The sequence below is a fragment of the Williamsia muralis NBRC 105860 genome, assembly GCF_001598915.1.
GTDB lineage: Bacteria > Actinomycetota > Actinomycetes > Mycobacteriales > Mycobacteriaceae > Williamsia > Williamsia muralis.
Window position 1 is genome coordinate 61058 of the sequence record NZ_BDAP01000003.1, and the last position, 19310, is coordinate 80367.

General features: G+C 65.3%; 19 protein-coding genes. 15 read left to right on the plus strand and 4 right to left on the minus strand.

Going from position 1 to position 19310, the window contains the following annotated elements; translation table 11 throughout:
* Nucleotides 1-7 precede the first annotated feature (7 nt).
* Together obgE and proB are read left to right on the plus strand one after the other, a co-directional pair.
* The gene (obgE, locus tag WIMU1_RS12325; RefSeq protein WP_062797703.1) at nt 8-1477 is read left to right on the plus strand and encodes a GTPase ObgE; all 1470 of its coding nucleotides are present in this window, start codon (nt 8-10) and stop codon (nt 1475-1477) included.
* Nucleotides 1470-2573, plus strand: coding sequence for a glutamate 5-kinase (proB, locus tag WIMU1_RS12330; RefSeq protein WP_245969049.1), 1104 nt, complete (start codon nt 1470-1472; stop codon nt 2571-2573). Before obgE ends, proB begins: the two co-directional genes overlap by 8 nt.
* On the opposite strand, the gene WIMU1_RS12335 is transcribed toward proB, so the two are convergent.
* The 4 genes from WIMU1_RS12335 to ectA all read right to left on the minus strand — a co-directional run bounded on the left by WIMU1_RS12335 (nt 2529) and on the right by ectA (nt 6045).
* Nucleotides 2529-3443 carry a Sir2 family NAD-dependent protein deacetylase gene (locus tag WIMU1_RS12335; RefSeq protein ID WP_062797707.1) on the minus strand — a complete coding sequence of 305 codons (915 nt, stop codon included), beginning with the start codon at nt 3441-3443 and terminating at the stop codon, nt 2529-2531. The genes proB and WIMU1_RS12335 overlap by 45 nt on opposite strands.
* A 193-nt stretch (nt 3444-3636) precedes the next feature.
* A complete protein-coding gene (locus tag WIMU1_RS12340) occupies nt 3637-4035 on the minus strand; it encodes an ectoine synthase (protein WP_062797708.1) in 399 nt (132 codons plus the stop codon).
* Between the two features lie 45 nt (nt 4036-4080).
* Nucleotides 4081-5358, minus strand: a complete 1278-nt coding sequence (gene ectB, locus WIMU1_RS12345) for a diaminobutyrate--2-oxoglutarate transaminase (protein ID WP_062797710.1) — start codon at nt 5356-5358, stop codon at nt 4081-4083.
* Nucleotides 5359-5517: 159 nt separating this feature from the next.
* Complete coding sequence (gene ectA, locus WIMU1_RS12350) at nt 5518-6045, minus strand: diaminobutyrate acetyltransferase (RefSeq protein ID WP_062797712.1); 528 nt, start codon at nt 6043-6045, stop codon at nt 5518-5520.
* 189 nt (nt 6046-6234) lie between these two features.
* Here ectA and rsmD point away from each other — a divergent pair, with 189 nt between their 5' ends.
* The 13 genes from rsmD to WIMU1_RS12415 all read left to right on the plus strand — a co-directional run bounded on the left by rsmD (nt 6235) and on the right by WIMU1_RS12415 (nt 19289).
* A complete protein-coding gene (gene rsmD, locus WIMU1_RS12355) occupies nt 6235-6795 on the plus strand; it encodes a 16S rRNA (guanine(966)-N(2))-methyltransferase RsmD (RefSeq protein WP_062797713.1) in 561 nt (186 codons plus the stop codon).
* Nucleotides 6796-6828: 33 nt separating this feature from the next.
* Entirely contained in the window at nt 6829-7308 is a 480-nt protein-coding gene (gene coaD / locus WIMU1_RS12360; RefSeq protein WP_062797715.1) for a pantetheine-phosphate adenylyltransferase, read from the plus strand.
* Between the two features lie 188 nt (nt 7309-7496).
* The gene (locus tag WIMU1_RS12365; RefSeq protein WP_023960366.1) at nt 7497-8270 is read left to right on the plus strand and encodes a DivIVA domain-containing protein; all 774 of its coding nucleotides are present in this window, start codon (nt 7497-7499) and stop codon (nt 8268-8270) included.
* A 174-nt stretch (nt 8271-8444) separates the two neighbouring features.
* Complete coding sequence (locus tag WIMU1_RS12370) at nt 8445-8936, plus strand: YceD family protein (RefSeq protein WP_084248278.1); 492 nt, start codon at nt 8445-8447, stop codon at nt 8934-8936.
* Nucleotides 8933-9667, plus strand: a complete 735-nt coding sequence (gene rnc, locus WIMU1_RS12375; protein WP_062797719.1) for a ribonuclease III — start codon at nt 8933-8935, stop codon at nt 9665-9667. Before WIMU1_RS12370 ends, rnc begins: the two co-directional genes overlap by 4 nt.
* Nucleotides 9660-10547 carry a bifunctional DNA-formamidopyrimidine glycosylase/DNA-(apurinic or apyrimidinic site) lyase gene (mutM, locus tag WIMU1_RS12380; RefSeq protein WP_062797721.1) on the plus strand — a complete coding sequence of 296 codons (888 nt, stop codon included), beginning with the start codon at nt 9660-9662 and terminating at the stop codon, nt 10545-10547. Before rnc ends, mutM begins: the two co-directional genes overlap by 8 nt.
* A 28-nt stretch (nt 10548-10575) precedes the next feature.
* Nucleotides 10576-11220, plus strand: a complete 645-nt coding sequence (locus tag WIMU1_RS12385) for a nitroreductase family protein (RefSeq protein ID WP_062797723.1) — start codon at nt 10576-10578, stop codon at nt 11218-11220.
* Between the two features lie 275 nt (nt 11221-11495).
* Entirely contained in the window at nt 11496-11594 is a 99-nt protein-coding gene (locus tag WIMU1_RS12390) for a potassium-transporting ATPase subunit F (RefSeq protein ID WP_023960355.1), read from the plus strand.
* Between the two features lie 3 nt (nt 11595-11597).
* Nucleotides 11598-13325 (plus strand): potassium-transporting ATPase subunit KdpA, encoded by a 1728-nt coding sequence (gene kdpA, locus WIMU1_RS12395; protein ID WP_062797725.1) that lies wholly within the window; start codon nt 11598-11600, stop codon nt 13323-13325.
* Entirely contained in the window at nt 13322-15430 is a 2109-nt protein-coding gene (kdpB, locus tag WIMU1_RS12400; RefSeq protein ID WP_062797727.1) for a potassium-transporting ATPase subunit KdpB, read from the plus strand. Before kdpA ends, kdpB begins: the two co-directional genes overlap by 4 nt.
* Before the next feature lie 5 nt (nt 15431-15435).
* Nucleotides 15436-16062, plus strand: coding sequence for a potassium-transporting ATPase subunit C (locus WIMU1_RS12405; RefSeq protein WP_062798503.1), 627 nt, complete (start codon nt 15436-15438; stop codon nt 16060-16062).
* 9 nt (nt 16063-16071) lie between these two features.
* Nucleotides 16072-18600 (plus strand): sensor histidine kinase, encoded by a 2529-nt coding sequence (locus WIMU1_RS12410; RefSeq protein WP_371850295.1) that lies wholly within the window; start codon nt 16072-16074, stop codon nt 18598-18600.
* Entirely contained in the window at nt 18597-19289 is a 693-nt protein-coding gene (locus WIMU1_RS12415) for a response regulator (RefSeq protein ID WP_062797731.1), read from the plus strand. The genes WIMU1_RS12410 and WIMU1_RS12415 overlap by 4 nt, the downstream gene beginning before the upstream one ends.
* Nucleotides 19290-19310 lie beyond the last annotated feature (21 nt).

The following is a 19310-nucleotide window of genomic DNA, read 5'->3' on the forward strand; positions in this document are numbered from 1 at the left end:
TGGTTCCATGTCCAGATTTGTTGACCGCGTGACGATTCACGCAACGGCGGGCAACGGTGGTCATGGCTGCTCATCGGTGCACCGCGAGAAGTTCAAACCCCTCGGCGGACCCGACGGCGGCAACGGTGGCAACGGTGGCGATGTCACCCTCGTGGTCGACCCGCAGGTTCACACCCTGCTCGACTTCCACTTCCATCCGCACGCGAAGGCCGGTAACGGCCGGCCCGGTGCGGGTGCCAACCGTGACGGCGCAAACGGGGAACCACTGGTTCTCCCTGTCCCTGACGGCACCATGGTGCTCGACCGCGACGGTCGGCTCCTGGCCGACATGGTCGGTGCAGGAACCACTTTCGCTGCGGCGTCCGGTGGACGCGGAGGTCTCGGTAACGCCTCGCTGGCGTCCAAAGCGCGTAAGGCGCCTGGCTTCGCTCTGCTGGGGGAGGAAGGCGAGATCCGCGAGCTCGTCCTCGAACTCAAATCGGTCGCCGATGTCGGCCTCGTGGGTTTCCCGTCCGCAGGCAAATCGTCTCTCGTCTCGGTGCTCTCGGCGGCCAAGCCGAAGATCGCCGATTACCCTTTCACCACGCTCCAGCCGAACCTTGGTGTGGTGAACAGTGGTTCAGATGTCTTCACCGTCGCGGACGTACCTGGGCTGATTCCGGGAGCGTCTGCCGGCCGCGGTCTGGGGTTGGAGTTTCTCCGTCACCTCGAACGCTGTGCGGTGCTTGCGCACGTGGTCGATTGCGCCACTCTCGAGCCCGGTCGAGACCCGGTGTCGGACATCGACGCGCTGGAGGCCGAGTTGGCCGCGTATCAGCCCGCTCTGCAGGCAGATACCGGTCTCGGGCATCTCGCCGACCGGCCTCGCGTGGTCATCCTGAACAAGACCGACGTGCCCGACGCGGCCGAACTCGCCGAGATGGTCACTCCTGAACTGCAAGAACGTGGCTGGCCGGTGTACGCGATCTCTGCCGTCTCCCACAAGGGCCTCAAGGAACTCACCTACGCACTGGCCGACATGGTGCGCCAGTACCGCATTGACCATCCGAAACCGGTTGCCAGGCGCCCGGTGATCCGCCCGATCCCCACCGACGACAACGGTTTCTCGGTGATCGCCGATCCCGATCAGCCCGGTGGTTTCATCGTGCGCGGCACGCGGCCGGAGCGCTGGATCAAGCAGACGCAGTTCGAGAACGACGAAGCCGTCGGATATCTCGCCGACCGACTCAACCGGCTCGGTGTCGAGGCGGAACTGGTCAAGCAAGGCGCCGAGCCCGGCTGCCCGGTCACCATCGGAGACGTGTCCTTCGAGTGGGAACCGCAGACGCCTGTCGCGGAGGACTTCCCCATGAGCGGTCGCGGCACCGATATCCGTCTGGATCGTCCGGAACGCGTCGGTGCCTCCGAGCGCAAGATCGCACGACGGCTGCGGCGCGGCCTCGATGTGGATGCCGAGGATCCGGACGAACGTGGCTAGTGTTACCCGGCAACAGATTTCGGGAGCTCGCAGCGTTGTGGTCAAGATCGGCTCCTCGGCGCTGACCGAGTTGGCGACCGGCCTGGACACAGGCCGTCTCGATGCCCTCGCCGATGCGATCGAAGCGCGGATGCAGGCCGGTTCGGACGTCATCGTGGTGTCGTCCGGCGCAATCGGAGCGGGTATCGCGCCGTTGGGTCTCAGGAGCCGGCCGAAGGATCTGGCCACCAAGCAGGCCGCGGCCAGCGTCGGTCAGTTGGCCCTCGCGCACGCATGGAACACGTCGTTCGCCCGATACGGTCGCACCGTCGGGCAAGTTCTGCTGACGGCCCATGACATCTCGCTGCGTGCACACCACGCCAATGCGCAGCGCACCCTCGATCGATTGCGGTCTCTCGGCGCGGTCGCGATCGTCAACGAGAACGACACCGTGGCAACCAACGAGATCCGCTTCGGTGACAACGATCGGCTGGCGGCTCTGGTGGCGCACCTGGCGGGCGCTGATGCGCTGGTCCTTCTGTCCGATGTCGACGGTCTCTACGACGGGGATCCCCGCAAGGGCAATGCTTCCATGATCTCGGAGGTCGACGGCCCCGAGGACCTCGACGGTGTGATCGCCGGCACCGGTGGCGCCCTGGGGACCGGCGGCATGGCATCGAAATTGTCGGCTGCCCGCCTCGCCGCGGATGCCGGGTTGCCGGTGCTGCTGGCAGCGGCGGCCGATGCTGCCGCAGCGCTGACCGATGCCTCGGTCGGTACTGCGTTTGCGCCTCGACCGCAACGACTTTCGGCGCGCAAGTTCTGGGTGCGGCACGCCGCAGAAGCCAGTGGACGTCTGGTGCTCGATGACGGGGCGGTGCAGGCCGTTGCCACCGCGCGCCGTTCACTGCTGTCGGCCGGTATCACCGCGGTGTCGGGCCGATTCTATGGTGGCGACGTGGTCGATCTGACGGATAAGTCCGGCCACACGATGGCCAGGGGGGTCGTGGCGTACGACGCTACCGAGGTTGCGCAGATGGTGGGCAAGTCGAAGGCCGATCTGCCCCCTGATCTACGACGGCCGGTGGTTCACGCCGATGATCTCGTCGCGGTCTGACTCCAGCCACCCGGTTAGCACCTCCGAGCACGAACCGTCGATCTTTATGGTCGCGCACTCGTCGCCGCGAGTGTGTCCCCGGTTGACGATGGCGATCGGTTTGCCGGTACGCCTGGCGTGTCGAACAAATCTCAGCCCACTCATCACCGTCAGGGATGACCCCAGGACGAGTACCGCATCGGCGTCATCGACCATCGAATAGCCTTGCTGCACAACTGCTTTCGGGACGCTTTCGCCGAAGTAGACGATGTCTGGTTTGAGTATTCCGCCGCAGTCCGGACAGTCGAGCATCGCGAAGTCGGTGGTGTCCTCCACAACCACATCGGCGTCAGGGGCCACCTCGATGGCGCCGCGGCCACGAATCCTGCTGACGAACTCGGCATTTGCCGGCTCCAGGAGTTCGGCAAGCCTGTGCCGGGAGACCCGGTGTTCGCAGTCGAGGCAACGAACACGCCCGTAGCTGCCGTGGAGTTCGAGCACGGCGCGGTTGCCGGCCTTGAGGTGGAGCATGTCGACGTTCTGCGTGATCACCCCGCTCACCTTGCCCCGGCGTTCCAAGGCGGCGAGTGCGCGGTGGCCCGCGTTGGGGACGGCCGCGTCCATGTGACGCCAGCCGAGGTGATTACGTGCCCAGTAGTGGCGGCGGAAGTCGCTCGAACTCAAGAACATCTCGATGGTCATCGGTGTCCGTGGGGGAGTTCCGGGGCTGCGGTAGTCCGGTATCCCTGAATCCGTCGACATCCCGGCCCCGGTCAGCGCGAGCACACGACGTCCGTCGAGGAGCTGTGCCAGCTCGTCGATCCGTTGGGGCAGATCGGGGTCCGGTGCGGTGGGCTGGGCCGGTGTCCAGCGAATGGGGCGGGTTCGCACCTCGTCCAGAATACCCCGACCGCGACAGCACCCCGGTGACGAGAACTCGGCACCCCCGTCGGGGTGCCGAGTTTCTTGCTGGCTCGTCTCGGGTGACGGTCGGAGGGCCCGGGCATCTGACGCAATCGCACAAGCGCCAGCACAACGCTACCCAGCGAAGCCCGGGTTCAGGGCCCGCCATCCGGCGAACCGGTCAGGTGCCGACGGTGACCAGCGGGTAGACGCCGTTCTCGTCGTGGGTTTCGGTTCCGACCACCGGCGGATTGAACACACAGAGCATGCGAAGCTCGGTGTCAGCGGTGACCGTATGCCGTTCGTGCCCGTTGAGGAGATACATCGTGCCCGGCCCGAGCGGGTACACCTCGCCGGTCTCGCGATCGGTGAGTGTCCCGGTGCCCGCCACCAGCCACACCGCTTCGACATGATTGGCGTAGTGGAACTCGTTGACCGAACCTGCCTTGATGGTCGTCTCGTGGAAGGAGAAGCCCACTTTGTCGCCGCCGAGGACGATGCGCTTGGAGCGCCAATTTCCGTTATCCGCCTCGACATCACGTTCGGTGCCGGTGATTTCCTTGGTGGTACGTACGATCACGTGTAGTCCTTTCGCGCGCTTGAGTTTTCGTCGAGTCGGGCTGGCTCAGGCGCTGAGCACCTCGGCTGTGGCCTGGCCGAGGATCGCCAGCCCCTGATCGAGCTCTTCGATGGTGATGGTCAGCGGCGGCAGCAACTTGACGACCTGGTCTGACGGGCCGGAGGTCTCGACGAGCAGCCCACGGTCGTACGCGAGTGCGCACACCTTGCCCGCCTTTTCGGCGTCGTCGAACACCAGTCCTTGGACCATGCCCCGACCGCGGGTCGTGATGCCCTGGTGTGCGCTGCACAGCGAGATGAACGAGTCGCGGATCCGCTCACCCTTGGCGATGACCTCGTTCTCGAACTTGTCGTCCGACCAGTAGGTCTCGATCGCTTTCTTGGCGGTGACGAAGGCGGGGTTGTTGCCGCGGAAGGTGCCGTTGTGCTCGCCCGGTGCCCACACGTCGAGGTGCGGCTTGAACAGTGTCAGGGCCATGGGCATTCCGTAGCCGCTGATCGACTTCGACATCGTGACGATGTCGGGCTCGATGCCGGCGATCTCGAACGAGAAGAACGGTCCGGTCCGGCCACAGCCCATCTGGACGTCGTCGACGATCAAGAGGATCTCGCGCCGCTTGCACAGTTCGGCGAGGGCCCTGAGCCACTCCGGCCGGGCCACGTTGACGCCGCCTTCGCCCTGGACGGTCTCGACGATCACGGCTGCCGGACGGTTGAGACCGCTACCCGAGTCGTCGAGAACGCGCTCGAACCAGCTGAAGTCCTCGACGACACCATCGAAGTAGTTGTCGAACGGCATCGGAGTGGCGTGCACCAGGGGAATACCTGCGCCGGCGCGCTTCATCGAGTTGCCGGTGACCGAGAGTGCTCCCAGGGTCATACCGTGAAATGCGTTGGTGAAGTTGATGATCGATGTACGACCGGTCACCTTGCGGGCCAGCTTCAGAGCGCTCTCGACGGTGTTGGCACCGGTGGGTCCGGGGAACTGGACCTTGTAGTCGAGTCCGCGCGGCAGCAGGATCTTGTCCTGGAATGCCTGCAGGAACTCGCCTTTCGCGACGGTGGACATGTCCAGACCGTGGGTGATGCCGTCGTTCTCGATGTAGTCGAGCAGGGCCGACTTGAGGATCGGGTTGTTGTGCCCGTAGTTCAATGCACCGGCGCCGGCGAAGAAGTCGAGGTACTGCTTGCCGTCGCGGTCGGTGAGCCATGCGCCCTTGGCCTTGGTGAAGATTGCCGGCCAGCCGCGGCTGTAGCTACGAACCTCGGACTCGCGGGTCTCGAAGATGTTGCTGGAAAACGTTTCTTGGATGGATGCAGTCATGTCTGTCGTGTCCTCCGGGTGTGCCTGAAGCACAGTAGGGTGCGAAAAATACAGCTGTATTCCAACTGGTGCCGATGTGGCGGCCGGGTCGGTCCCGGCTCTGCCGTGAAGTGACCACGGGTAGCGGTGGTCGGATGCGGTGTTGCTAACCGCGACAGATCATCTCGAGCGTCGCGGTGCGACGGCGTACAGATCTTCTGGTTCGTGGTCGTCCGGGAAGTCGGCAGGGGAGAAGAAGCTCTCCTTGGTGATGCTCATGCCGCGACGTTCGGCCAGGGCGGTGAACAGGGCCACCGACGCCTCGTTGTCCGGACTGATCGTTGTGTGCAGGGTGGTGATGCCGCGCGGCTCCAGCCGATCCATCAACTGGGACAGCATTTTTCCGGCGAGACCGAGCCCCCGTTGGTCGGCGTCGACAGCGACCTGCCAGACCATCACCACATCGGGGAGTTCGGGGCGAAGGTAACCGGTGACAAAGCCGACGACGCGTCCGTCCACTTCGGCGACCACCGATGTCTCGGCGTAATCCTTGCACCACAAAAGGTAGGCGTAACTCGAGTTCAGATCGAGAACTTGCGAGTCACGGGCGATTTCCCAGAGCCGGACTCCGTCGGAAACCTTTGGCGAACGAAATGCCACCGCGTCCGGCGCGGCGGTTAGGGTAGCGCTGATCTGAGTTGGGCTCATATCGAATTTGAAGTTAACAACGTGTCACACCAAAGTCACCCGGTTGTCGAAATTGGTCGCAAAAGCGCCGGTATAAGCCCTGTTCAACCCCGGTTTGTGAGGTGGCTCACAAAAACTTGCAGGCTGCAAGTAGTTGGGCCGCCCGACCCGGGTTCCGGGGCCGGGCCGGACACCCGAAACAATGGACGCATGACCCGCATCATCGCCGGCTCGGCCCGCGGTCGCCGACTGTCGGTGCCCGCCGCCGGCACCCGGCCGACCACCGACCGGGTGCGGGAATCGATGTTCAACATCTTGGCGGCCCGCATCGACTTCACCGGGCTGATCGTGCTCGATCTGTTCGCCGGAAGCGGTGCGCTGGGGCTCGAGGCGTTGTCGCGGGGGGCCGAATCGGTGACGTTCGTGGAGGCCGATGCCAAAGCGGTGAAGACCATCGAGGCGAATATCAGGGCGTCGGGGTTGTCGGGCGGGCGGGTGATCCGCCGCCGAGCGGCTGAACATCTCGAGCGCAGCGGCGGTGCCTACGACCTCGTGCTCGCCGATCCGCCCTACGATCTGCCCGAAGATGAGGTTGCGCACCTGGTTCGGCAGCTCGCGGACGGGGCGGTCTCCGACGGGGGACTGGTCGTGCTGGAGCGCGCTGCTCGCGCGGCTGACACCTGGTGGCCGTCCGAGTTCGATGACGTCCTCATCCGCCGGTATGGGGAAACCCGGGTCGAGGTTGCCCTGTACCGCCCGCCACATGGGTGAGTCGGCTGCCCGCAGGCTGATAACTTGACTCCCATGTCGGGAGCTGTTTGTCCGGGTTCATTCGACCCGGTGACCTCGGGTCATCTGTTCGTCTTCGAGCGGGCTGCCGCCCGGTTCGATGAGCTGGTGATCACCGTGATGGTCAATCCGAAGAAGAGTGGTCTCTTCACGATCCCCGAACGCATTGCTCTCCTGAGGGAGACCACCTCGCACCTGCCCAACGTTCGGGTCGACAGCTGGCAGGGATTGCTCGTGGACTATGTGCGTTCGCAGGGGATGGACACGATCGTGAAGGGCCTGCGCGGCGCCGTGGACTTCGAGTACGAGCTGCCGATGGCGCAGATGAACCGGGATCTCACCGGGGCCGAGACCATTTTCATGCTGACCGACCCGCGTCTGGCCCATGTCTCGAGCTCGCTGGTGAAGGAAGTCGCCACCCTCGGTGGACCGGTCAGCGAGTTCCTGCCGCCGGTGGTCCACGAACAACTGCTCGCCAAACTCTCCGCTCGTTGACCGGCCGGTCCAGGCAGGCCGCCGAGCGGGACAGATCCTGGTTTGGTATCACGACACGCCCCGCAGGTTGACGAGTCTCAGGCGTACCAGTGGGCACAATAGTCACAGAATTAACACCAACCACTGTTTGCACGCGGGTGGGGACTTGATGGTCACCGGCCGATGTCGCGACGAGGAGTGAGGTAGCTGTGTACCGGGTATTCGAAGCGCTGGATGAGTTGGGCGCCATCGTCGAAGAAGCGCGCAGTGTGCCGATGACTGCGGGTTGCGTGGTCCCCAGAGGCGACGTGCTCGAATTGCTCGACGACGTCAAGGACGCGATCCCCGGTGACCTCGACGACGCGCAGGACGTCCTCGATCAGCGCGACAAGCTGATCGGCGACGCGCGGATGCGGGCCGACACCCTCGTCGGTGAGGCCACCGCGGAGTCCGATTCGTTGCTGGCGCATTCGCGTGCAGAGGCCGATCGCCTCCTGTCGGAGGCAAAAGCGCAGGCCGACCGCATGGTTGCCGAGGCGCAGTCGCACTCGGGACAACTGCTCGCGGACGCCACTGCCGAAGCCGAACGGGTGGCATCGGCGGCCCATCGTGAGTACGAGTCCGTGACCGGTCGTGCGCACGCCGAGGCCGAACGCATGATCGCCTCGGGCAACGCGAACTACGAGCGCTCGGTGGCCGAGGGCATCGCCGAGCAGCAACGGCTCGTCTCCGAGACCGAGGTGGTCCAGGCTGCCCGTGCCGAGTCCGAGCGGGTCATCGACGCGGCACACGTCGAGTCCGATCGTCTGCGCGGCGAATGCGACATCTACGTGGACAACAAATTGGCCGAGTTCGAGGAACTCCTCACCGGGACGATCCGCTCGGTCAATCGTGGTCGGCAACAGCTCCGGACAGGCGCAGGCGTGCACGACTACGCCGAGCATGTTCACCGTGGGGATTTCGGCACCGGAATGGCGGTCTGACCACCGCGTCTTGATCGGCGGCGCGGCGCGGCGTCAGGATTGTCGCATGCAGTGATCAGGGGCGTATCGTGGTTCCCTGTGTCGCAGCGTGAGAGTAATTCAACCCGCCACGATCGCCCCGCCACCGGCCCGTTCAGTCTGGACATTCGCAGTCTCGGACGACGTGCCGGTTCGATGCAGGAGGTGCATCGTGCCATCACCTCTGCCCCTCGCATCGGGCTGGACATGATCGCGATCCCGGCCGGCAGTGACATCGACCTCGACTTGCGGCTCGAAGCCGTGTCCGAGGGTGTTCTGGTCACCGGGTGCGTCAGTGGTGAAACCGAAGGGCAATGTGTTCGCTGCCTGGAGCCGATCGCGGGAACGTCGAGCGTCTATCTGACCGAACTGTTCGCCTATCCGGACAGTGTGACCGACGAGACCACCGACGCCGACGAGGTACATCGCATCGTCGATGACACCATCGATCTCGAACAGGCCATCGTCGACGCGGTGGCGCTCGACCTCCCCAATACGCCGCTGTGCTCGCCTGACTGCCCCGGGCTGTGTCCCGAATGCGGTGTACGCCTGGCCGTTGCGGACCCCGGCCATCACCACGACAAGATCGACCCGCGGTGGGCTGGTCTTGCCGCGAAGTTCGCCGAGGAACCCGAGTCGAAGAAGTGACCGAAACCGACCGTGGTGCCGCGCAAGTGCACTCCGATCATGCCTATCTGCTTGCCGCACTGGATATTTCCCTGTCCGATGAGATGCTCACCCTGGCTCTGACCCATCGTTCCTACGCGTACGAACACGGTCGCCTGCCGACCAACGAACGGCTGGAGTTCCTCGGTGATTCGGTGTTGGGGGTGGTGATCACCGAGCAGCTGTACCGCACCCATCCCGATCGCCCCGAAGGCGAGCTGGCCAAGATCCGGGCGAGTGTGGTGAACATGCACGCCCTCGCCGATGTCGCGCGTGGACTCGGACCCGGCGGGCTGGGAGCTCACCTACGTCTGGGCCGCGGTGAAGAGATGACCGGTGGCCGGAACAAGGCCAGCATCCTGGCCGACGGCATGGAGGCGTTGATCGGTGCGGTCCATCTCGAGCACGGTCTCGAAACCGCTCGCGCGACCGTCCTGAAGCTTTTCGAGCCGGCACTGAACCGGTCTGCCGCCCTGGGCGCCGGACTCGACTGGAAGACCTCGTTGCAGGAACTGACCGCCGAGAAGGGACTGGGGGTGCCTGCCTACCAGATCACCTCGACCGGACCGGATCATTGCAAGGAGTTCACCGCGACGGTGGTTGTCGCGGGTGACCCGATGGGGTCAGGAGTCGGGCGGACCAAGAAAGAAGCCGAGCAACTCGCGGCCTCGACGGCCTGGAAGGCGATCTCCGGATCCGGAGACGATGCCTGAACTGCCCGAGGTGGAGGTCGTTCGGCGCGGTCTGCTCGCCCACGTGGTCGGTCGGCGCATCGTCTCCGTTGACGTCCTGCACCCAAGGGCGGTCCGGCGGCATCTGGGCGGTCCACTCGACTTGACCGGCCTGCTGTCCGGGGCGACCGTCACGGCTGCGCGTCGTCGCGGCAAATACCTGTGGCTGCAAGCGGACCCGTCCGGTGGCGCCGACGCACTGGCTCTTGTCGTGCACCTGGGAATGAGCGGTCAGATGCTGGTGCAGGCCGCCGGTGCCGAGGACGAGAAACACCTGCGAATCCGGGCGACACTCGACGATGGCAAGGAACTCCGGTTTGTCGACCAACGCACATTCGGCGGCTGGATGGTCGACGACCTGGTCGAGCTGCCGTCTCATCGTTCGACCACCGGAGGGCCAGGGCCGGCGTCGATCACGCACATCGCGCCCGATCCGTTTGACCCGGACTACGACCCCGATGCCGTTGTCCGGCTGCTCAAGGCCAAGCACACCGAGGTCAAACGTGCGCTGCTGGATCAGACCGTGGTGTCGGGTGTGGGCAACATCTATGCCGACGAGGCATTGTGGCTCAGCAAGATTCATGGCAGGCGGCTCACCGACAAGTTGAGCGCCAAGGCATTACGGTCGGTGCTCGACAACGCCAAGGACGTGATGGAGCGAGCACTCGATCAAGGTGGTACGTCATTCGACGCCTTGTACGTCAACGTCAACGGACAGTCGGGCTACTTCGAACGCTCACTGAACGCCTACGGGCGTGAAGGGGAGGCCTGTCGTCGTTGCGGCGCGACGATGCGCCGAGAGGCGTTCATGAACCGCAGCTCGTTCAGTTGCCCACGCTGCCAGGTGCGTCCACGCATCTAGACCGTGATGGCTAGGGCATCATCGGGGCATGACCCTGGATCTGACACCCGATGAATTGCTCACCACCACCCGAACGGTACGTAAACGCCTGGACCTGACGCGGCCGGTGCCCATCGAACTCGTCCGTGAATGTCTGGAGGTCGCGTTGCAGGCGCCGTCGGGTTCCAATTATCAGGGCTGGCAATGGCTGGTGATCACCGACCCGGAGCTGCGCGCGGCAGTCGGCCGGATCTACGGCGAATTGACCGAGGAGTATCTGAACTCTCGCCATTCGGCCGCGGCTTTGTTCGCCGATGACCCGAACCGGGCGCCGGTTCAGCAGCGAGTCGGCGGCAGTGTGGCGTGGCTGGGTGAGCACATGGGCGAGGTGCCCGTTCTTGTCATCCCGTGCATCAAGGCGGGCAAGACCTTGCCGCCGGACAATCAGGCCGGATTGTGGGGCTCCCTGCTGCCCGCCGCGTGGAGCTACTGCCTGGCGGCGCGCGCTCGTGGCCTCGGAACAGCCTGGACCACACTGCATCTGCAACGTGAGGCCGAGGTGGCCGACCTGCTGGGCGTGCCGGCGGGATTTCACCAGGCGGCATTGATCCCGACGGCGTACTACACGGGTGAGACCTTCAAGCCGGCGCCGCGAGAACCGCTCGACAATGTGATCCACTTCGACCGGTGGTGAGCCGGCGGTCCGGGCCATGGCGAAGAACCTCGGCCCGGAAGCGGGACGCCGTAAAAAACTCGTGAAGACCGCAGGTCGCAGCGTCGAAAGACCGTTAACGCCGTCGATCTGATCGGGCGACGGATACATGCTTGCACCACCAGCCGGACTCGTCGAAGTAGTCCGGCACGTGTGCAGGAGTGGAACGTGGCAGATCTTGCCTTCATGGCAGCGGTTTTCGGGAGTTTTGCGTTGTGCCTCGTCGTGGTGCGGGTGGTCGCGGCGCGGGGTGACCGATGACCGCCGAGGGCGTGACCAATGTGGTGCTCGTGGTCGTCGCCATCGCCGTGGTGCTGTACCTGGCTGTCGCTCTCGTGTGTCCCGAGAGGTTCTGACCCGTGGACTCCACAATGGCCGCAGTTGCTCAGGTGGGCATCGTCATCCTCATCTTGGCCGCCGCGTACGTGCCGCTCGGTGACTACATGGCACGGGTGTTCCGGAGCAGCCGCGACCTCGCTCCTGAACGACTCATCTACCGACTGGCGCGGATCGACTCGGCACGTCAGCAGACCTGGGTCGGCTATGCGGTCGCCGTACTTGCCTTCTCGTTCATCAGCGTTGTGTTCCTCTATGTCCTGCAACGGGTCCAGGGGATCCTGCCGTTCGGAGACGGCCGTCCGGGTGTCAGCCCGGCGATGGCCTTCAACACAGCCATCTCGTTTGTCGCCAACACCAACTGGCAGTCGTATTCGCCTGAAGTGGTGATGGGAAATCTGACGCAGATGATCGGTCTGGCCGTCCAGAACTTCCTGTCGGCCGCAGTCGGGCTGGCGGTCGCCATCGCGCTGATACGCGGCATCGTCGCCGCGGGCGGGGGCAAACTGGGCAACTTCTGGGTTGATCTGGTGCGCGGCACACTACGGATCTTGTTGCCGTTGGCCGGGCTGATGGCGCTTGTGTTGCTGACCCAGGGAGCGGTCCAGTCGCTGCGGAGCGGCTTCGACTTCGTAGGTCTCGACGGCTCGAACGGCCATAGCGTGATCGGCCCCTTCGCGTCCCAGGAAGCCATCAAGATGCTGGGCACCAACGGCGGCGGAACGCTCGCGGCCAACTCCGCCCATCCGTTCTCCAATCCGACACCCTTGAGCAATGTCGCCGAGGTGATCGCGTTGCTGATCATCCCCGTGTGCCTCACCCGCACCTACTCGACTCTCGTCGGCGACCGCAGGCAGGGTGTGACCATCCTGGGTGTCATGTCCGTCATCTGGGCGTCCATGCTCGCACTCGTGTGGTTCTTCGAGTCGAAGACCAACGGCGTTGCAGCCCAGGCGGCCGGCGCGATGATGGAAGGCAAGGAGCAGCGGTTCGGCGTGGCCGGCTCGGCACTGTTCGCCGTCTCCACCACAGGAACCTCGACCGGCGCCGTCGATTCGGCACATGACAGCTTTTCGGCTGCCGGTGGCGGCGCACTGATCTGGAACATGTTGCTCGGCGAGGTCGCTCCGGGCGGTGTCGGCTCCGGGCTCTACGGCATGCTGATCCTGGCCATCATCGCGGTGTTCGTCGGTGGCCTACTGGTGGGCCGCGGTCCGGAGTTCCTGGGGAAGAAGATCGGCCAGGGCGAGATCACCATGGCTGCGTTGTACGTGCTGGTGATGCCCGCTCTGGTGCTCGTCGGAACGTCCATCACCGTCATCCTCGAGTCCACCAGCACTTTTCAGGGCAATGCAGGTGACCCCGGCACCCCGGGTTCGGTGCACGGCTTCTCCGAGGTGCTGTACGCCTACGCCTCAGCTGCGAACAACAATGGCAGCGCCTTCGGTGGTCTCACGGTCACCAGCGACTGGTTCCAGACCTCCTTGGGGCTGGCCATGCTGCTTGGCCGCTTCCTCCCGATGATCTTTGTGCTCGCACTCGCCGGCCGCCTCGCGGCTCAACGACGACCTGCGGCACCCGAGTCCTCTTCCGGGGGCGCAGTGGCGGTTCGGACTCGGGATCGGGTGGCGACGCTGCCCACCCACGGGCTGCTGTTCGGCGGATTACTCACCGGCACGGTACTTCTCGTTGCCGGACTCACATTCTTCCCAGCGATGGCGCTGGGACCGATCGCAGAGGCATTGGCATGAGCACGATCCTTGATGAACCCGTACCGGACACGGTATCCACCACCACGGCCGATCTGGTCGGCAGCGGAGCGTTCGATGCACGCCAGCTGATCAGCGCGGTGCCACAAGCCATCCGGAAGTTGAACCCCAAGGACCAAGCGCGTAATCCGGTGATGTTCGTCGTGTATCTCGGCGCGATCATCACCACTGTTCTGGCGGTGTGGCAGCCGTCCTGGTTCGCTTTCGGCGTGGTCTTCTGGCTGTGGTTCACGGTGCTGTTCGCGGGCCTGGCAGAGGCTGTTGCCGAGGGACGCGGCCGGGCGCAGGCGGCGAGCCTACGAAAGGTGAAACAGGACACCATGGCTCGGCGAATCGGGCCCGACGGAGCGATCACCGAGATCTCAGGGGGCTCACTGGTCATCGGCGACCGGATCCTGGTGACTGCAGGCGAGGTGATCGCCGGTGACGGCGACGTCGTGGAGGGTATCGCCACCGTCGACGAGTCGGCCATCACCGGCGAATCAGCGCCTGTGGTAAGGGAATCCGGAGGTGATCGCTGCGCCGTGACTGGTGGCACCGTCGTGCTCTCGGATCGGATCGTCGTGCAGATCACGTCGTCGCCGGGGGAGTCCTTCGTCGACCGGATGATCGCACTGGTCGAGGGTGCCGAGCGTAAGAAGACCCCGAACGAGATCGCGCTCGACATCTTGCTGTCGAGTCTGACCATCATCTTCTTGCTCGCCGTGGTGGCAGCCGGGCCGATGCAGCAGTACGCAGGCCAGTCTCCGGACCCGATCAAACTCATCGCCCTGCTGGTGTGCCTGATCCCGACGACCATCGGTGCGTTGCTCTCGTCCATCGGCATCGCGGGCATGGACCGGTTGGTGCAGCGCAATGTGCTCGCGATGTCGGGCCGCGCCGTCGAGGCCGCCGGCGACATCGACACCTTGTTGATGGACAAGACCGGGACCATCACGTTTGGCAACCGCCGGGCCACCGCGCTGATCCCGGCACCCGGGATCAGCGACGAGGAGATGGCGCGAGAGGCCTGCCGATCGAGCCTGTCCGACGACACTCCCGAGGGACGCAGCATCGTCGATCTGTGCCGCGACGACTTCGGCATCGACCCGATGTCGATCGACGCCGAGACCCGGCACGATCGTGTGGTGGTCCCGTTCACCGCGCACACCCGGATGTCCGGGGTCGATGTGCCGGAGGCGTCGGGTCTACGGAGCATCCGGAAAGGGGCTGCGGACTCACTCGTCGCCTGGGTCGGTGAGAACGGCGGCACCGTACCGGCCGAAGTGGCCCGCGGGGTCGAGGAGATCGCATCGGCGGGAGGAACCCCGCTGGTGGTCGGAACCACGGCAGACGATCAACCCGCCCGCGTCATCGGTGTCATCGCTCTGTCGGATGTCGTCAAACCCGGTATGGCCCAGCGCTTCGAGCAACTCCGGGCGATGGGGATACGGACGGTCATGGTCACCGGTGACAACCCGTTGACCGCACGGGCCATCGCCGACGAGGCGGGTGTGGACGATTTCGTGGCCGAGGCGACCCCGGAAGACAAACTCGCACTGATCCGTCGCGAGCAGGCGGGTGGCCGACTGGTCGCGATGACCGGTGATGGCACGAATGACGCGCCGGCACTTGCCCAGGCGGATGTCGGTCTTGCCATGAACACCGGGACGTCTGCGGCGAAGGAGGCAGGCAACATGGTGGATCTGGACTCCGATCCCACCAAGCTGATCGACGTCGTGGCCATCGGCAAGCAGTTGCTCATCACCCGCGGAGCGTTGACCACCTTCTCGCTGGCCAATGATCTCGCCAAGTATTTTGCGATCCTGCCCGCGATGTTCAGTGGCATCTACCCGCAGCTCGACACCCTCAACGTGATGGGATTGCACTCGGCCCAGTCGGCCATCACATCCGCCGTGATCTTCAATGCGCTGATCATCGTCGCGCTGATCCCACTCTCGCTCAAGGGGGTTCGGTACCGGCCCTCGTCGGCCTCCTCATTGTTGGGCCGCAATCTGCTGGTCTACGGGCTCGGCGGTGTCATCACACCGTTCGTCGGCATCTGGCTGATCGACCTGGTAGTCCGTTTTCTCCCGGGAATGGGGTAGTTGTGATGAAGCTCGGTACGACATGGATCAGACAGAGCGTGGTTGCAGTGGCCGTACTGGTGATGATGACGGTGATACTCGGCGTGGTGTACCCGGCAGTGGTGTGGGGAGTCTCGCGTATCGACCGGTCGAGCGCCGAGGGTTCGGTGGTCACCGACAGCGCCGGCTGCAGGGTCGGCTCCGCCCTGATCGGGATCGATCCGCAGGCCGAACCCGGCCGGCCCGACGGTTACCTGCATGCGCGGGTGCTGGGGGCGGCCGATGATCCCATGGCCCCGGGCGACCCTGCTGCGTCTGCGGCGAGCAACCAGGGGCCGTCCAGCGTCACATTGGCGGGGTGGATCGAGTCACGGCGGGCGATCATCGCCGAACGCGAGGACGTGCGTCCCGATCAGGTGCCGGTCGACGCGGTGACCGGTTCCGGTTCGAGCCTGGACCCGCACATCAGCCCGGCCTATGCCGATATCCAGGTGCCCCGCCTGGCGCGCGTGCACGGAATGCCCCCCGAAGAGGTGCGCGAGGTGATCAGCAGTCACACCGAGGGCAGGCAGTTCGGTGTCCTCGGGGAACCGCGGGTCAACGTGCTGGAAGTCAACCTCGCGCTGGGGCTGACCGCACCCAACTGCGGCTAGGGTCGAATGATGGCGCCCACCACTCGTAGAGGAACCCTGGAGGTGTTCCTGGGATGCGCCCCCGGCGTGGGCAAGACGTACGAGATGCTGGCGCAGGCGCACACGCTCGCGGACGAGGGCGTCGATGTGGTTGTGGCAGTTGTCGAATCGCACGGCCGGACCGCAACGGAAGCGATGGTCGACGGTCTCGAGGTGATCGCGCGCACGGAGTACGAATACCGCCAGACCACGTTGTCCGAGATGGATCTGTCCGCGGTCCTCCAGCGCAGGCCCCAGGTGGTGCTCGTCGACGAGCTCGCCCACACCAACGCGCCGGGGTCGGTGAACCGCAAACGATGGCAGGACATCGAGGCTCTGCGGGATGCGGGGATCGACGTGCTCTCCACCATCAACATCCAGCATCTGGAGAGTCTGAACGACGTGGTCGCACAGATCACCGGCGTCGTCCAGCGTGAGACCGTACCCGACGACGTGGTTCGCGGCGCCGACCAGATCGAACTGGTGGACATCTCGCCACAGGCTCTGCGACAACGACTTTCGGCCGGCAAGGTGTACCCCAGCGATCGTGCCGGCGGTGCGCTGGCCAGCTACTTCCGCCAGGGGAACCTGACGGCGCTGCGTGAACTCGCGTTGCTGTGGCTGGCCGACCAGGTCGACGACTCACTGGCCGCCTACCGGTCGGCGCACGCGATCACCGACACCTGGGAGGCCCGCGAGCGGGTCGTGGTGGCCATCACGGGCGGCCCCGAATCGGCGACCCTGCTTCGCCGGGCCAGTCGGATCGCGTCGCGGTCCAGTGCCGAACTGCTCGTCGTGCACGTGGTGCGCGGCGACGGCCTCGCCGATCCGGCGTCGGTTGACCTGGCCGGGCTGACCGACCTGGCCAAGGGGTTCGGCGCGCAGGTGCACACCGTTGTCGGAGACGATGTACCGGAGACGCTGCTCGAGTTCGCCCGCGGTGTCAACGCAACCCAGCTGGTCTTGGGTACCTCTCGCAGATCCCGGTGGCAGCGCTTGCTCGACGAGGGCGTCGGCAACACTGTCGTCCGCGAGTCGGGCAAGATCGACGTGCACATGGTGACCCATGAGGTGGCAGGCACTCGCAACCGGCTCGACATCCGCCAGTCCCGCTTCCACCACCCGCTGAGCTGGGTCGCCGCCGTGGTGGTTCCGGCGATGGCCGCCGGGGTGCTCGCGCTGCTCGACCGGTGGTTGGGACTGGCGAGTGATTCGGCGCTGTTCTTCGTGGTGGTGCTGGCGGTCTCGATGCTGGGGGGCATCGGCCCGGCAGCGCTGTCGGCCATCGTCTGCGGCTTGCTGCTGAACTTCCTGTTCACGACACCCCGGTACAGCTTCACGATCAACGAGACGGACAACCTCATCACCATCGTCGTCATGTTGGTGATCGCGGTTGCCGTTGCCGCTCTTGTCGATTCGTCCACCGTCCGGCGTACCCAAGCCCGCCGCGCAGGGCGCGAGGCGGAGTTGCTCGCCACCTTCGCCGGTGCCGTGCTCAGCGGTGAAGAGCCAGACGGACTCCTCGAACGCGTCCGCGAGACCTACGACCAGCGGGCCGTCAGTGTGGTCCGAACAGATGGCCGCGGGCCAGGTGTGGTGGAGGCCGCAGTGGGAGCCGACCCGCCGGCGCACCCCGACGAGGCCGATACCGTCTGCGCTGTGCCCGGGGGAGAGTTCGCCTTGCTCCTACGAGGCCCCACCCTCGGCGGTGGGGACCGACGAGTACTCGCTGCGGTCGCCATCCAGGCGGCGGGTGTGGTCAGACAACGCGCGCTGGCCACCGAAGCGGCTGCAGCCAAGGCTCTCTCGGCCACCGACCAGCTCCGGCGTGCGCTCCTGTCGGCGGTCAGCCACGACCTGCGCACACCGCTCGCCGCGGTGAAGGCGTCGGTGTCGAGTCTCCGGAGCACCGACGTGGCGTTCAGCGCGGACGACACAGCGGAGCTGTTGGCCACCATCGAGGAGTCGACCGACCAGCTCACCGACGTGGTCGACAACCTCCTCGATTCCTCACGACTGGCGGCAGGTGTGGTCAGCCCCGACACGCGGACGGTGTACGTCACCGAGGCCGTCGAACGTGCAATCGCCGGTATCGCGCGGTCGGATCGGGTGGGCGCCGAGCGGATCACGTTCAGCGACAACGAACTCTCGGCCCACGCCGATCCGGGACTGCTCGAACGGGTACTCGTGAACGTGGTGGACAACGCCTTACGCCACAGTGGGCCCACAGCTCCCGTGTCCATCGAGGCTGCGCTGACGGGAGATGATCCGGCGCGGTGCGAGATCTCTGTGATCGACCACGGGCCGGGCGTCGCTGCGAACGACAGGGACAAGATGTTCACCGCGTTCGGGCGCCTCGGCGACCGGAACACCGGCGGTGGGGTCGGACTGGGGCTCTCGGTTGCACAGGGATTCGTCCAGGCCATGGACGGGACGATAGAAGCCGTCGACACCCCTGGTGGGGGACTCACGATGGTGATCGGTCTGCAGACCGGACCACCCGGACAGGTGCGGTCATGAGTGACAAGATCCGGGTGCTCGTGGTCGACGACGAGCCGCAGATATTGCGCGCACTGCGCATCAATCTCAAGGCGCGAGGGTTCGACGTGACCACCGCCGCAAGCGGTACGGGTGCGTTGACCGCTGCGGCACAGACCAATCCGCACGTGGTGATCCTCGACCTGGGCCTACCGGACATCGACGGTTTCGAGGTGCTCGCCGGCCTACGTGGATGGACCGATGTCCCGGTCATCGTGCTGTCGGCGCGTAGCGATTCCTCCGAGAAGGTGCAGGCATTGGACGCCGGCGCCGACGATTACGTGACCAAACCCTTTGGGATGGAGGAGTTCCTGGCCAGGCTTCGGGCCGCGGTGCGCCGAGGCACGTCGCCGGTGCGAGAAGCCGAGCGCCCTGTGGTGGAAGCGGCATCGTTCACGGTGAACCTGCGTACCAAGCAGGTGACCCGCGCAGGGCAGGCCGTACACCTGACCCCGACCGAATGGGGGATCTTGGAAATGCTGGTGCGCAACGAGGGGAAACTCGTCGGACAGCCCGAGATCCTCAACGAGGTGTGGGGCCCGGCGTACCGAGGCCAGACGCACTACCTGCGGGTGTATCTGGCGGGGTTGAGGAGAAAACTCGAGCCTGATCCCACCCGTCCTCGCCACCTGCTCACCGAAGCGGGGATGGGTTACCGCTTCGTCCGCTGACCGGGCCTGATCGGTGGGCGG

Bases quoted from the DNA above. Each gene is read 5' to 3' on its own strand.
- WIMU1_RS12410 (WP_371850295.1), top strand. From the start codon at position 16,072: ATGGCGCCCACCACTCGTAGAGGAACCCTGGAGGTGTTCCTGGGATGC.
- coaD (WP_062797715.1), top strand. From the start codon at position 6,829: ATGTCGGGAGCTGTTTGTCCGGGTTCATTCGACCCGGTGACCTCGGGT.
- rsmD (WP_062797713.1), top strand. From the start codon at position 6,235: ATGACCCGCATCATCGCCGGCTCGGCCCGCGGTCGCCGACTGTCGGTG.
- kdpB (WP_062797727.1), top strand. From the start codon at position 13,322: ATGAGCACGATCCTTGATGAACCCGTACCGGACACGGTATCCACCACC.
- ectB (WP_062797710.1), bottom strand. From the start codon at position 5,358: ATGACTGCATCCATCCAAGAAACGTTTTCCAGCAACATCTTCGAGACC.
- WIMU1_RS12370 (WP_084248278.1), top strand. From the start codon at position 8,445: ATGCAGGAGGTGCATCGTGCCATCACCTCTGCCCCTCGCATCGGGCTG.
- mutM (WP_062797721.1), top strand. From the start codon at position 9,660: ATGCCTGAACTGCCCGAGGTGGAGGTCGTTCGGCGCGGTCTGCTCGCC.
- ectA (WP_062797712.1), bottom strand. From the start codon at position 6,045: ATGAGCCCAACTCAGATCAGCGCTACCCTAACCGCCGCGCCGGACGCG.
- WIMU1_RS12415 (WP_062797731.1), top strand. From the start codon at position 18,597: ATGAGTGACAAGATCCGGGTGCTCGTGGTCGACGACGAGCCGCAGATA.
- WIMU1_RS12390 (WP_023960355.1), top strand. From the start codon at position 11,496: ATGACCGCCGAGGGCGTGACCAATGTGGTGCTCGTGGTCGTCGCCATC.
- WIMU1_RS12405 (WP_062798503.1), top strand. From the start codon at position 15,436: ATGAAGCTCGGTACGACATGGATCAGACAGAGCGTGGTTGCAGTGGCC.
- obgE (WP_062797703.1), top strand. From the start codon at position 8: ATGTCCAGATTTGTTGACCGCGTGACGATTCACGCAACGGCGGGCAAC.
- WIMU1_RS12385 (WP_062797723.1), top strand. From the start codon at position 10,576: ATGACCCTGGATCTGACACCCGATGAATTGCTCACCACCACCCGAACG.